A 14301-nucleotide genomic window follows, 5' to 3' on the forward strand; every position below is an offset into this window, starting at 1 on the left:
CGTTTGTGACCCATCAGGAACACCTTTTACCTTTATTGGTGGTGGAAGATGACGCCGCTATACGTGAGTTATTAGAGGAAGAACTGCAGGATGCAGGCTATACCACGCTCGGTGTCCCTAGCGCTGAAGAAGCTATCGCCTTATTGAGCCACACCACCGTCTCGCTGGTAATTACCGACGTACGTTTGCCGGGTATGACTGGCATACAGTTACTTCAGCAACTCCGCCAAGCGGGCAGTGAGTTGGGCATTATCGTGATTACCGCCTTTGGTACCATTGATCAGGCGGTCGAGGCATTAAAACTCGGGGCTGACGACTTTTTAACCAAGCCACTCGATTTGGATGCAATCCGGGAAGCCGTTTTTCGTGTGCTAGAACGGCAGCGTTTAGCAGTCTTCCACGATACCGATATCAGTCACTTTCATGGCATCGTGGGTAAAAGCCAAATCATGCAGGCGCTGTTTCACGATGCCTCTCGGTTAGCCAAAAGCGATGCCCCCATCCTCATTTTAGGTGAAAGCGGCACCGGTAAAGAGCTACTTGCTCGCGCCATTCATCAGGAAAGCCCGCGTAACGACCAGCCCTTCGTACCAGTTAACTGCGCGAGCATTCCCGCCGACTTGATGGAAAGTGAGTTCTTTGGCCATGTAAAAGGCGCTTTTACCGGCGCTAGCGAAGCGCGCAAAGGGCTATTTCAAAGCGCCCAGGGCGGCAGCCTGTTCTTAGATGAAATTGGTGAAATGCCGATTAATCTGCAGGCTAAATTGCTGCGTGCCCTGCAGGAGAAAACCGTGCGTCCAGTGGGTGGCGAGCGCGAAGAGCCGGTGGATGTGCGAATCATCGCTGCGACCCATCGCAATCTAGAAAAAGAGATAGAGCAAGGTAACTTCCGTAGCGACCTTTTTTACCGGTTGGAAACTTTTTCGCTGCGTATCCCGCCTCTGCGTGAGCGCGGCACCGATATCGAGCATCTTGTTTTTGCCCTTATCGATAAGCACTCTGAGGCACAGGGCAAGCAGATTGAGAAAATCGAACCCGAAGCACTCAGTAATTTGCTCAATTACGCCTACCCCGGCAACGTGCGCGAATTGGAAAACGCCATTATGCGCGGCGTTACGCTGAGCGAAGATGGCTCGCTAAGCCACAAGGATTTACCCGAGCGCCTGCGGGAGCAATCAACGGTGGAAACCGGCACGCCTATAGTGCCTTCCGTCAGTGGCGAACTACTCGCGGGCGGCCAACTGCCAGTCCCGCCTCCGATCCGCTGGCCCAGCTTGGAAGAAGTCGAAAAACGTTATATTAACAAAGTCTTGGAAGCCACAGGGGGCAATAAACGGCGCACCGCAGAGGTGCTGGGCATCGCACGCAGAACACTCTACCGCCGCCTTGAAGATAATGAAGAGTAATTAACGCGACCCTGCTAGCTGATTAAACAGGATAAAAAAAACCCCCGCGGGCGCGGGGGCGGAAAGGATGGCAAACCGTGTGGAGCAGCCGCAGGGAACAGACAGCTGATGCGATTTACCATCGTAGGGAGCGGTACACTAACAATTACTAATGACTAGCCATTACTGATTACTGGTTTCCTCATCATCGTCATCTGGGGTGGCATCTGTATCTTCACTGTCGCCCGGCATCGGGTCAGTGCCTTCACCGAAACCCGCTTCATCTTCTTCGGGGTTCATTGTCCCCGTGGCGGGTTCATCCATTGTGTCTTCAGGCATGTTCTCTTCTGACATGCTCTCTTCAGACATAGGCGCTTCAGATTCAGCGCCTGTACTTTGCGTCATAGAGCCTTCTGAACCTGAATCCTGTTCCATTGCAGGCTCTTCACTCATGCTCTGCTCAGGCTCAGTGGTGGCATCTTGTTCCAACGGAGACGGCTCTTCCGTGGGTGTCGCCGGCTCTTCACTATCGCCGCAACCAGCCAATACGATGACACTTGCTGCGGTTGCCATCATGCACAGCGTTAACCAACGTGGGCGCTTGGTAGCTTGCTGACTTTCAATTTGGTCATGTTGATTATCCATAATACCCACCTCCATTGATGAGACCGTTAATCTCTACTCTGCAACATGCAATTAATAAAACGTTTACTTGGTTAAATGAAAATTTGTCTTATACAAATAGTGACACGGCTATTAAGCACATTCATTTAACGTGCCAACTTCCACATAAAGAAAACAAAAACTTTAAAATCATAACGTTATGAAATAATAAATATCAGCATCGACGGCAGTTGCTCGAAATCAGGTGGGTAAAAAATGACACATGTAGCGTTAATTGCCCCGTTGAGCGAGCCGTTGTGACACACAGGCCCTACCTATGTATAATAATTATTAATAAATTAACCAACACAAGTTATCTTTTCTTTTATGAATGACGTTGTGCCGCGGCTAACGCTGTCATCAATGCACATTCATTCTGCTCAACAAAAAGGCACCGCCGATGGACGAGACACGACCCGTCAAAATTAAAGTGCGCGGCTTAAGCAAAGTCTTTGGCAAGCACCCTCAAAAAGCAATCGAGCTACGTAACCAGGGAATGAAGCGCCCGGAAATTCTGGAGAAAACAGGCCAGACGCTGGGGCTATCGGATATTTCGTTTGATGTCTATGAAGGCGAACTTTTGGTTATCATGGGGCTTTCAGGGTCAGGCAAATCGACGTTGATTCGCTGCCTTAACCGCCTGATTGAAACGACCGAAGGTGAGATCGTCATCGACGGTAAAAATATCCCGACGCTGAAAGAGAAAGCGTTGCTGGAGTGCCGTCGCCGCCACTTCTCTATGGTGTTTCAGAATTTCGCGCTATTTCCTCACCGCACTGTGCAGCAGAATGCCGAGTTCGGTTTGGAAATTCGCGGCGTAGAGAAAGCAGAACGGCACAAGATTGCTCATGACTCGCTGAAACAGGTTGGCTTGGAGGGTTGGGAAGACGCCTACCCCAATCAACTCTCCGGCGGCATGCAGCAGCGCGTTGGCCTAGCCCGTGCGTTGGCCAACGATGCCACCGTGCTGTTAATGGATGAAGCCTTCTCCGCACTCGACCCGCTGATTCGTAAAGACATGCAGCAAGAGCTTTTGCAACTGCAATCCAAAATGCAAAAGACCACCGTCTTCATCACTCATGACCTGGATGAGGCGCTCAATATTGGTGATCGCATCGTGCTGCTGAAAGATGGTGAAGTGGTGCAGATCGGCACGCCGGAAGAAATTCTGACTAAACCTGCGGATGACTACGTGCGGCGCTTTATCGAAGGGGTTGATCGGTCACGTATTCTGACCGCTGAAAGCGCCATGCGTCCGCTACGCACCACCGCCCGCGAAAGCGATGGCCCGCGTACCGCCCTGCACCGTATGCGCGACCACACTATCGACTCTATCTATGTCGTTGATCGCGACCGTCGTCTGCTCGGCCTGCTGGAGGTGGATGCCGCTAGCCGTGCGATTGAAGAAGGGGCTGACTCAATCATTCCCTATTTAACCCAAGATTTCCGCAAAGTCCCTATGGATGAGCCGCTGCATAACCTGTTTGCCATGTTTAGTGAAAAGAGCTTCCCTATTGCCGTGATTGATCAGCAAGAGCAACTGCTTGGCGTGGTGGTAAAAGGCGCAGTACTTGATGAACTGGCACGAGCAGGAGAGCAATAATGGAAATCCCACGCATCCCGCTAGGTGATTGGATTGAAAGCGGCCTGACCTGGTTGACCAGCGAATACTCCCTGGTTACCCGTGGCATCTCACGCTTCACTCAAACCGGCATTGATTTTTTAAACGACAGCCTAATGTGGCTGCCTGAGTGGGCACTGCTCGGTTTGATAGCCCTGCTCTGCTGGAAACTGGCGGGCGTTCGCTTAGCAATAGGCGCTGTCGCTGGTTTAGCGTTGATTTGGAACCTAGACCTCTGGAATCCAATGATCGAAACGCTCACGCTGGTGGTATTTGCCACCATGGTGGCAGTGGTCATTGCATTACCTGTGGGCATCGCTGCGGCGCTATCCAATCGGCTTTACCGCGTGATAATGCCGATTCTGGACTTCATGCAAACCATGCCAGCGTTTGTTTATTTGATTCCCGCGATTCCGTTTTTCGGCATTGGCTCCGTCTCAGCAATTTTTGCGACGGTCATCTTTTCGATGCCACCAGCGATTCGCTTTACCACGCTGGGTATTCGTCAAGTTCCTGTAGAGCTCATCGAAGCCGCTGATGCTTATGGCGCTACACGGGGTCAGAAACTGTTCAAAGTACAGCTGCCGCTTTCATTACCCACAGTCATGGCGGGTATCAACCAGACCATCATGTTGGCGCTCTCCATGGTAGTGATTGCCGCCATGATCGGTGCGGATGGTTTGGGCAGCGAAGTATGGCGCGCTATTCAACGTCTGCGTCCTGGCGATGGTTTTGAAGCGGGCATTGCGGTGGTTATTCTAGCCATGCTGCTTGACCGCTTGACGCAGTCACTGAGAAAGACCCGATAACCGGAAAAATGCATCAATTAAGCAAAACGGCAGAAGCGACTGCGTTGAGCCAACCGCTTGCTAAGTCGCTTCTGGCTAAGCATGCTGTGTTTGGCAGCAAATCGTCACATTAATAAATGTATACCCAAGGGAGAAAGTGAATGAAACATCGCACATTGAACCTCCGTATCCGTATCGCTTCACTGGCACTGTTAGCTGGTACAGGCATCGCTATCAGCAGTACAGCGCAAGCCGAGGAAGAGAAAGGCACCGTTAACCTGGCCTACGTCGAGTGGTCATCTGAAGTTGCTTCCACCAACGTGGTTGCCGCAGTACTTGAGCAAGCAGGCTATGAGGTGGATCTCACCTCGCTTTCTGCTGCTGCCATGTTCCAAGCGCTCTCTTCTGGCGATGCGGATGCTATCGTTGCCGCTTGGCTGCCAACCACTCACGCCGATTACATGGAACGCTTGGGTGATAGCATAGAAGACCTGGGTCCCAACCTGGACGGCACCAAGCTAGGCCTCGTTGTACCTGAGTACACCGACGTCGACTCCATTGCTGACCTTAACGATAACGCTGACAGCTTTAATAACGAGATCATCGGTATTGACCCCGGCGCAGGCTTAATGTCGCTGTCCGAAGAGGTTGTGGATACCTATGACCTTGACCTGGAACTGCGTAGCGGTAGTGGCGCCACGATGACGGCAGCGCTTTCGAGTGCCATTAATAACGAAGAAAACGTTGTTGTTACCGGCTGGACGCCTCACTGGATGTTCGCCCGCTTTGACCTCAAATACCTAGAAGATCCTGAAAATGTCTACGGTGGTGCAGAGCAGATCCATACCGCGGTTCGCGAAGGCCTGGAAGAAGACATGCCAGAAGCCTATGCCATTCTCGATGCTTTCGAATGGACGCCAGAGCAGATGGGGGAAGTCATGCTGATGAATCAGGAAGATGGCAGCGACCCCTACGAGAACGCAAAGCAGTGGGTTGAAGACAACCAAGACGTAGTGGAACAGTGGCTCGATAGCTAAAACTATACGAGCAAGCTATAGCAGGGGGCTTCGGCCCTCTGTTGTCGTTGTAAGTACCGTTTTAAGTGCTGTGTTAAGCACCGTATTAAGCGCTATGGTTCACAATACGTTGAACACTGTTTTAACAGATTTGCTATTGTGCGCCTTAACGTACGCCATGCAATGTTGGTTGATGACCACATTTTGGTTTTTGTTCAACATCTTTTGATCGACATACCTTGATCGAAATAGAGAGGCTCAAGTGGATAACCACGACGATAAACGCCCCCCTGAAGAGCAGGTCTCTGAAGGCATACCTGCCCCAGAGGGTGCGGCGAATCTGATTGACACCGATTATGTCATCGGGCAAGACAACATCACCACGAACACCATGGGTCTCAATCTTGACCTGCACGGCAAAGTGTTTAGCATTTCGGCAGTCGTTGTATTGCTGTTTGTGGTGCTAACACTCGCGCTGCAAGACACTATTGCGCCTATTTATGACGCTATTTTCGGCTTCTTGACCGGCAATCTAGCTTGGTTCTTTATTTCAGCTGCTAATATATTTGTCATTTTGTGCTTAGGCCTAATTGTCTCTCCCTTAGGTAAAATCCGCATTGGTGGTGCCGATGCCAAGCCTGATTTTACCTATATGGGCTGGTTCTCAATGCTGTTTGCCGCGGGTATGGGCATTGGCCTGATGTTCTTCGGCGTCAATGAACCGCTGACTCACTTTGGCACATCCTTTGACGGTGGAGACTGGGCTCCGCTGGCGGGCGCCGAGGGAGATGCCGCAGGAGCGGCTGCACTAGGCATGGCGGCCACGATCTTTCACTGGGGCCTTCACCCCTGGGCAATTTACGCGGTCGTGGCGCTTTCGCTAGCACTGTTCTCGTTCAATAAGGGCCTGCCGCTCTCCATGCGTTCAGTGTTCTACCCGATTTTGGGTGAGCGTGTTTGGGGCTGGCCAGGCCATGTCATTGATATTCTGGCCGTCTTCGCCACTCTATTTGGCCTAGCTACATCACTGGGCCTAGGTGCCACTCAGGCCGCTGCAGGCCTTACCTACTTGTTCGGCGCGCCGGAAAGCGATATCACCATGATCCTGCTGATCGTTGGTATTACGATCATCGCGATTGGCTCCATCTTAGCGGGTGTCGATAAAGGCGTGCAGCTGCTCTCCAAGATCAATATTGTGATAGCGGCGATGCTGCTGTTCTTTGTGATCGCGGTTGGCCCTACCCTGCTGATTGCCACCGGCTTCTTTGAGAACCTGTGGAACTATGCAGTTCACCTGCCTGCGCTATCAAACCCATTTGGCCGTGAAGATGCCAACTTTAGTCAAGGCTGGACGGCCTTCTACTGGGCATGGTGGATCTCCTGGTCTCCGTACGTCGGCATGTTCATCGCCCGGGTATCACGTGGTCGTACTGTTCGCGAGTTCCTGATATCCGTTTTGATCGTGCCTTCTGTGGTATCTGTACTGTGGATGACCACCTTCGGCGGCACCGCCATTGACCAATATGTCAGCCAGGGTATTGAAGCCGTACGTGACGCTGGCGTCGATCTGCAGCTCTTCATCATGCTGGAGCAGCTGCCGCTGTCACAAATCACCTCGTTCATCGCGATCATTTTAGTGATTATCTTCTTTGTGACCTCCTCTGACTCCGGCTCGTTGGTTATCGACTCGATTACCGCGGGCGGTAAGGTCGATGCACCGAAACCACAGCGCGTGTTCTGGGCGATCATTGAAGGCGCGATTGCCATTGCACTACTGCTCGGCGGTGGCCTAACGGCACTCCAGACCATGGCTGTATCAACCGGCTTCCCGTTCACCATCATATTGCTAGTGGCGTGTTATGCCATTATCAAAGGGTTGATGAGCGAGCCAAAAGCGGTTTAAGCCTTCGGTCTACTTACGCCGTAAAGCAAACGGGCAACCCAGTGGGTTGCCCGTTTTTTATTGATAGCCTTTAACACCAAATATCTTTTAAGGGTGTATCGGGCCGGTAATGGGTGGCAATTTGCGCCTGTAGTAACTCTGCCGTCGCCAGCGCATCCACCAGGGCGTGGTGGCCTTGATAGGCAGGCAAACCATAGCGTTCGCGGCTAGCGTGCAAACGTATCGAAACCGGTGGGCGGCCCAACCAACGACGAAAACGTGCCCAAAGCGTTTGACGATGGAGCCGCGCCTCCAGCGACATGGTATCGATCATCGGAAACAGCACCCCTTCCCCACGGCGAGCTTTGACAGCGGCATCTAAAAAAGGCCGCTCGATATTGCGGAAGTGAACGACGACTAATCGACCCGCTAACGCCGCTAACACCTCATCCAATATCACGTCTAAATCTGGCGCCTGGGCAATCTCTGAGTGGGTAATGTGGTGGTAGGCAATCGAGGCTTCCGCCAGCGGCCGCGAAGGATTCACCACCCAGTAGCGCCGCTCGGCAAGCTTAATGCGATTAAGGGTAAACGGCACAAGACCAATACTGACAATGGCATGGCGCCGCTCATCCAGCCCGGTGGTTTCCATATCAAGTGCCACCATAGGCACCTCGGCAATCGGGGTTTCCGGATCAGGTAGCGGGGTACTGAAAAACTTCTGGATCGCCGAACTGTCTGCCTGCTGAGCCCGCTGGGCCATATAGCCCGCCCAATCAGCCTGAGTGATTTTCTGACGTGGTCGTATTCCAAGCATCTCAGCGCCCCTGCCGCTGAGCGGGCATCGGGTAGCGGAACTTCAGAAATTTTTGCGCATTGCTAAGCACCTGGAAAGCGTCTTTCAGGGTGTGGCGCTCGCTATCCTCGACATTCTCCGGTTCAATATTGTTATCCGGTAGACGATCTTCTTGTAGGTCGATCATTTGATGGCGCAATCGTGACATGCACAGAAACTCAAACGCATAGCTCAATTTGTCGCTCATCCCGGTCGCTAATAACTGGGTGTTTCCAATGTCATTCAAACGCTGGAAAGAGTTCTGCGCTTTGGAGCCGCAAGCCAAGGCATGGATACGTACCAAATCCACCATCGGTGCAGTGCCCCGCCGTTTTAGATTAATGGAGTTGTTATGCTTGCCGTCCTGCTCCATCACAAAGGTACGGAAAAATCCTAACGGCGGTGTGCGGTTTAAGGCATTTCGCGCCATGGCGGCTAAAAATAGCGGCGATTTGGGTGCTGTTTCAGCAATCAGGTCTTGCAACGTTTCTACATAGTGGTCTTCGCCATAACAGCTATCCAGGTCAAAGAATATCGAACTGTGTAGCAGCCTTTCTGGCGTCGGATTGGCCATCCAATCCTGAAAATAGCGCTTCCAAACACTTACTGGCTGGCGCCACTGTGTATTGGTCGCCATCACGTCACCTTTGCAATAGGTATAGCCGCAGGCGTCCAAACCATCGCTAACAATTTTCGCCAAGGCGTGAAAGTAAGCGTCGTGCTGTTCGGGAACAAATTCATCGGAGAGTATCAGCGCATTGTCTTGATCGGTAACAATGCTCTGCTCATTGCGCGCCATGGACCCATTGACCATAAAGCAGTAAGGCACTGGCGGCGGACCTAGTTCCGCTTCGGCCATTTCTAGCAGCCGGCGGGTAAAGCTACGCCCGATGGTGGAAAGTGCACTACCCACCATCTGAGAATTGGCCCCTTCTTGTACCATTCGTACAAACGCCGCGCGTACATCCGGTGCTAAGCGTGCTAACCCTTGGGTACTGGATTGGTTAAAAATATTACTAACCAGATAGAGACCGCTATGGGTTTCATAACGAATGATATCGGAAAGATGCACGACGCCTACCGGACGCTGACGATAGAGCACAGGCAGGTGATGCACATTACTGCGCAGCATCGTCAGCATGGCTTCATAGACCGAGGCATCTGATTGAATAGTAATTAAGCGCGAGGAAACCACTTCGCCCACCTTAGTTTGTGGCGATAGCCCCTCAGCCACAATGCGAGTGCGAAAATCACTATCGGTCAAAATTCCGCACATCTGCCATGTTTGGCCCTCGCTGTCTTTGAAGCTGAAGCGTGGGTTGTCACTCCCCTCTTTCAATACTAATAGCGCAGAGGCTTGGGCTTCGCTCATCTGCTGAGCGGCTTGCTGAACGCTGGTAGAAACTTCAACCATTACCGGATATCGAGTCAGCAGTTTGCGTATCCGCGTGACCATCATGTCATTGGATTTCTTTTGCTGCTCGGCGGCGGTTTCTAGCCGCGGCCGTTCTAGCTCAACAAAATCAGCAAAATGGTCATCTTCTTCACACAGACGTTGGAAGACTGCGTTAGGGATAAAGTAGATTAAAGTATCTTCAATCGCTTGGGCTGGGAAACGCACTTTGTGGTTACGCAGCAGGCTGAAGTGACCGAAAATATCGCCTTCACCCAGGCGGTTATATAGCTCTCCCTGGCTACGATAGACCTCTACAGCGCCACTGCGAATATAGCAAAGGTCACTTAACGTCTCATTGAGCTCTAAAATACTACTTCCGGTTTTGAAATAGCTCACTTCCACCTGTTCTGCGATGGCATCAAGAAGATCATCCGACAGCCCATCAAACGGGGGAAACCGCCCCATATGCTGGCGTATTTCTAGCAGTTCGACATCCATACGGACTCCTTAGGCTTGCCGGTCAATTGACTGAATAATCAACATATAACGTAAAGTGTGGCGGGTAGGCTAGGTAAGGTAAACCCACGATGCACAATAAGGCGACCTTGTTGAAAAGATTAATCATTGAAGAAGCCAACATGAAAAAGCCCGATGCAATAAGCACCGGGCTTTGGTGGCCGAAGCCGAACTGATAGTTACGTGGCTAACTAATTTAGTAAACTAGCTACACTAGAAGGCTATCAGCTGATATCAATGGCTCAGCTTAGGATTGGCTAGCCATTTCCTGAACGCGCTGCATCATTTCTGGGTCTTGCTGAATAGATTGACCAATTGCATTGAAGGTATCAACATCTAAACCGCTGTCTTCGACCACTTCGATCATGCGGTCATTAGCTTCAGTGCGCACTTCCTGCTGCGCTGATTCATCTTCAGCTTCCTGCAGACGTTGGGTATATTCTTGAGAAATAACCGCAATTTCTTGAGAAGCATCGGCGAACTGCTGGAGCTGATCGTCAGAAAAATCCTGGGCAGGTGCTGCTTGCTGGGTTGCCATTGGATCTTGTGCTGAATCCTGATCTTGCTGGGCATGAGCAGTAGCCGTCATTAAACCAGTAGCGAGCAGGGCAGCGGAGAACAGAGCAGTCATACGTTGCATAGTAATAAACCTCAATATTGCGTTATGTATGTGCCCACTGTGACGCGCCTGATTCAAGCAGGTTCAATTTATTATGTAAAAGTTAGTAACAAAAAGAACTATATGTATCAAATAAATGATCTAAACACGCCACTACGGAAAAATAATGACCAATAAATTCAACAGCTTAAAATATAACGACCTCTCATCTGCGGGCTTGGCTGCTATGCCCGCTATTTTTGTTCTTCTTTGGAGCACAGGCTTTATTGGCGCCAAATTTGGCCTGCCTTATGCCGAACCCTTCACGTTTCTGTTCATACGCTTCGTGCTGACCTTACTGCTGTTAATTCCGTTGGCGCTCTTAATGCGAATTCCTTGGCCAACATCACCTAGGTTATGGACACACATCGCCATATCGGGCTTTCTAGTTCACGGCGCTTACTTGGGTGGCGTCTTCTATGGCATTTACTTAGGTATGCCGGCCGGGCTAGCGGCGCTGCTTGTCGGTCTTCAGCCGCTTTTGACCGCCGCCTTTGCCGGGCCACTATTAGGGGAAAAGCTGACACGGCTTCAGTGGGTGGGGTTGAGCCTGGGTTTAATCGGAATCTGCTTAGTCCTCGGCAGTAAGCTAGAGATTGGTGAATCCCTCTTTGATGGCTTCGGTATTAGCGCTTTACTGTGCGTCACCGCCGCATTAATGGGCATTTCGTTGGGTACGCTCTATCAGAAAAGATATTGCACCAGTATGCCGCTGCTTTCTGGGGCGGTTATCCAATACTTGGCGGCAGGTGTCCTACTAGGGAGTGGCGCACTACTATTTGAGACACGCCAGGTGGAATGGAGTAGTACTTTTATACTAACCCTTGCTTGGCTGGTGTTGATTCTCTCAATTGCCGCTATCCTGTTACTTATGGCCTTGATTAAAAAGGGGGAAGCCTCGCGGGTAGCGAGTCTTTTTTATCTTGTGCCACCTGTCACGGCGCTTCAGGCGTGGTGGCTGTTTGACGAACGTCTACCCCTACTGGGGCTTGCGGGAATGGTGATTGCCATCACTGGGGTAGTGATGGTGATTCGAAAACCCGCTCATGGGATGACTAAACGATAACAAGGTTTTGTAGACCAGGGTTTGGATAAACATGTCAGCACAACACCACTGTGCCAGGGTGAACGGACACTGTAACCGTTGCGATTCACCGGTACCTTTTGCATTTACGATGGCATTTCAACCAATCGTCGATGTTAGTCAGCGAGAAATTATTTACTACGAAGCGTTAGTGCGCGGGCCCAATGGTGAGTCTGCCTTTTCAATACTTGAGCAAGTAACTCAAGATTTGATGTACCGTTTTGACCAGGCGTGCCGTATTAAAGCTATAGAACTAGCCAGTGAACTAGGTATGCAGGAAAAGCTCTCTATCAACTTTCTTCCCAATGCGGTTTACGAACCAAGAGCGTGCATGCAAGCCACCCTTGAAACAGCGCACCGTATTGGCTGGCCTATCGAGCGGCTCAATTTTGAAATAACCGAAACTGAGCGAGTTACCGATCGTGGACATTTGCGCAGAATTATCGAAAGTTACCGCGAAATGGGGGTTACCACCTCGTTAGATGACTTTGGTAATGGCTATGCCAACCTTGACCTATTGACCGACCTGCAGCCAGATTCACTGAAACTTGACCGCGACCTGGTAATGACATGCAATAACGATAAGCGTCGCCAAGCCATACTCCGTAGCCTAGTGGCGCTAGCCAGCACATTGGGAATACCGCTAATTGCTGAGGGCGTTGAAACCCGTGAAGAGTCTCGCTGCCTAGTTGAACTGGGCATTCCGATGCAGCAAGGCTACTACTTTTCCTACCCAAATTTAGAGGCATTGACGGAAATTGACCACGCCAAATACGATTAGGTCATGTGAATAAAGACCATGACCAAATCGGTTATAGATGCTTTTATATCAGCATCCTAAACTATAGTTGTTGCAGATAATCAGCTCCGCCTAAGTTACGCATCTGCTGGCGTATCCATTGGCTGCGCCGCTCAACCTGGGCATCGGGCATTGCGGCGCTACGCGTTAACGGGCTGGGTAAAATAGCGGCCAACAAGCTGGCTTGGCGCTCGGTAAGGGAATGGGAAGAGGCGCCAAAATAGTGTTTAGCCGCTGCCTCCACCCCAAACACGCCGCGGTCCCACTCAGCGACATTGAGATAAACCTCAAGAATACGTTGCTTACTCCAGAGTATCTCAATCAGCAACGTAAACCACGCCTCTAACCCCTTGCGCGTCCAGCTTCGGCCGGTCCATAGAAACACGTTTTTCGCTGTTTGCTGGCTCAGGGTACTGGCACCGCGTAGCCTTCCGCCGTCCCGACTGGCCTGCAGCGCGCGGCGTAATTCGACAAGATCAAACCCACTATGATGCGGAAAGCGCTGATCCTCTGCGGCAATCACTGCCAGTTTGGCGTTGTCAGAGAGAGAATCCCAACCGCGCCACTCGCGCTGTAGTCGAATCGGCTCACTATGGATCCAACTCTGTATTTTGCGCTCAACCATCACCATCGAGCCCGGTGGAGGAACAACGCGAAACAGCACTACCAGCGCGACTGATAGCAGCACAAACGCTAATACGCTGCGCCATACAATCCGCCATAGCAGACGCATAAAACGGCGCAGCGAACGATTGAGCATCCAGTAATCCTTAACGCTTCATGAGGTGGTCTGCATGATAGCGCAGATGATCCTCAATGAACGAGGCAATGAAGAAGTAACTGTGATCGTAGCCCGGCTGACGGCGCAGTGTTAACGGATGATCGTGCTCTTCACAAACGGCTTCTAAACGCTCAGGCTGAAGCTGCTCTTCTAAGAACTGATCCGCTTCGCCCTGGTCGATAAACAGTCGCTGACGGGATGCACCATTAGCCACCAGTTCACAGGCGTCGTACTGACGCCAGCGTGACTGATCTTCACCTAGATAGGCAGTAAAGGCTTGCTGCCCCCAGGGGCAGTTCATTGGATTCACCACCGGTGAAAAAGCCGATACTGAGCGGAAACGACCTGGATGACGTAGTGCCAGAATCAAAGCGCCATGCCCACCCATCGAATGGCCACTAATGGATTCGCGACCATTCACCGGGAAGTGCTGGCGTACTACCGAAGGCAGCTCCTCAATCACATAGTCGTACATGCGATAGTGAGACTTCCAAGGCTCCTCAGTCGCGTTGACATAGAACCCAGCCCCGGATCCCAGATCAAAACTTTCGTGCTCGCCAGGCAAATCCGTGCCTCTGGGGCTGGTGTCAGGGCAGACAATCGCCACACCCAATTCGGCGGCAATACGGTGAGCGCCCGCTTTCTGCATAAAGTTTTCGTCATTGCAGGTTAGCCCCGAGAGCCACCAAAGCAGCGGTACGCGCTCGTTTTCCGCCTGGGGAGGCAGGTAAACGGCAAAGACCATGTCGCAATCCAGCGCACGGGAGTAATGGCGGTAGCGCTTATGCCAGCCACCAAAACTACGGTTAGCGGACACCAGTTCTAAAGTTTCACTCATGCTCATGGGCAGGTTCCTTTAAATGCAGCAAACGCGGCA

Annotated in this window: 13 protein-coding genes; 7 read left to right on the forward strand and 6 right to left on the reverse strand. The window is 51.5% G+C overall.

The features are described 5' to 3' along the window. Window positions 1-5: 5 nt before the first annotated feature. On the forward strand, window positions 6-1406 hold the full coding sequence (locus ACWI0H_RS15775; RefSeq protein ID WP_485873923.1) for a sigma-54-dependent transcriptional regulator: 1401 nt from the start codon (window positions 6-8) through the stop codon (window positions 1404-1406). A 162-nt stretch (window positions 1407-1568) separates the two neighbouring features. Here the strand turns inward: ACWI0H_RS15775 and ACWI0H_RS15780 are convergent, their stop codons facing one another. Next, window positions 1569-2030: a hypothetical protein gene (locus ACWI0H_RS15780; RefSeq protein WP_485873924.1), complete on the reverse strand. Its 462-nt coding sequence runs from the start codon at window positions 2028-2030 to the stop codon at window positions 1569-1571. A 418-nt stretch (window positions 2031-2448) separates the two neighbouring features. Between ACWI0H_RS15780 and ACWI0H_RS15785 the strand changes: the two genes are divergently transcribed. From ACWI0H_RS15785 to ACWI0H_RS15800, 4 genes are all read left to right on the forward strand, one after another. After that, entirely contained in the window at window positions 2449-3651 is a 1203-nt protein-coding gene (locus ACWI0H_RS15785) for a quaternary amine ABC transporter ATP-binding protein (protein WP_485873925.1), read from the forward strand. Beyond that, entirely contained in the window at window positions 3651-4478 is an 828-nt protein-coding gene (locus tag ACWI0H_RS15790) for an ABC transporter permease (protein ID WP_176304473.1), read from the forward strand. The genes ACWI0H_RS15785 and ACWI0H_RS15790 overlap by 1 nt, the downstream gene beginning before the upstream one ends. Before the next feature lie 140 nt (window positions 4479-4618). Beyond that, window positions 4619-5494, forward strand: a complete 876-nt coding sequence (locus ACWI0H_RS15795) for a glycine betaine ABC transporter substrate-binding protein (RefSeq protein ID WP_339882944.1) — start codon at window positions 4619-4621, stop codon at window positions 5492-5494. 241 nt (window positions 5495-5735) lie between these two features. After that, entirely contained in the window at window positions 5736-7376 is a 1641-nt protein-coding gene (locus tag ACWI0H_RS15800; protein WP_485873926.1) for a BCCT family transporter, read from the forward strand. Window positions 7377-7446: 70 nt separating this feature from the next. Here the strand turns inward: ACWI0H_RS15800 and ACWI0H_RS15805 are convergent, their stop codons facing one another. From ACWI0H_RS15805 to ACWI0H_RS15815, 3 genes are all read right to left on the reverse strand, one after another. Beyond that, window positions 7447-8172, reverse strand: coding sequence for a 3'-5' exonuclease (locus ACWI0H_RS15805; RefSeq protein ID WP_485873927.1), 726 nt, complete (start codon window positions 8170-8172; stop codon window positions 7447-7449). A gap of 1 nt (window position 8173) precedes the next feature. Continuing rightward, a complete protein-coding gene (locus ACWI0H_RS15810; RefSeq protein ID WP_485873928.1) occupies window positions 8174-10084 on the reverse strand; it encodes a DUF294 nucleotidyltransferase-like domain-containing protein in 1911 nt (636 codons plus the stop codon). 265 nt (window positions 10085-10349) lie between these two features. Beyond that, on the reverse strand, window positions 10350-10742 hold the full coding sequence (locus tag ACWI0H_RS15815) for a DUF4168 domain-containing protein (protein ID WP_101145241.1): 393 nt from the start codon (window positions 10740-10742) through the stop codon (window positions 10350-10352). A 145-nt stretch (window positions 10743-10887) separates the two neighbouring features. Here ACWI0H_RS15815 and ACWI0H_RS15820 point away from each other — a divergent pair, with 145 nt between their 5' ends. Continuing rightward, window positions 10888-11826, forward strand: a complete 939-nt coding sequence (locus ACWI0H_RS15820; protein WP_485873929.1) for a DMT family transporter — start codon at window positions 10888-10890, stop codon at window positions 11824-11826. A 31-nt stretch (window positions 11827-11857) separates the two neighbouring features. Beyond that, on the forward strand, window positions 11858-12625 hold the full coding sequence (locus ACWI0H_RS15825; protein ID WP_485873930.1) for an EAL domain-containing protein: 768 nt from the start codon (window positions 11858-11860) through the stop codon (window positions 12623-12625). Between the two features lie 61 nt (window positions 12626-12686). Here the strand turns inward: ACWI0H_RS15825 and mtgA are convergent, their stop codons facing one another. Further along, window positions 12687-13403: a monofunctional biosynthetic peptidoglycan transglycosylase gene (gene mtgA, locus ACWI0H_RS15830; RefSeq protein WP_485873931.1), complete on the reverse strand. Its 717-nt coding sequence runs from the start codon at window positions 13401-13403 to the stop codon at window positions 12687-12689. A gap of 10 nt (window positions 13404-13413) precedes the next feature. After that, the gene (gene fghA, locus ACWI0H_RS15835; protein WP_179916035.1) at window positions 13414-14268 is read right to left on the reverse strand and encodes an S-formylglutathione hydrolase; all 855 of its coding nucleotides are present in this window, start codon (window positions 14266-14268) and stop codon (window positions 13414-13416) included. Between the last annotated feature and the right edge of the window lie 33 nt (window positions 14269-14301).

This window comes from Halomonas sp. NYA30 (genome assembly GCF_976980765.1).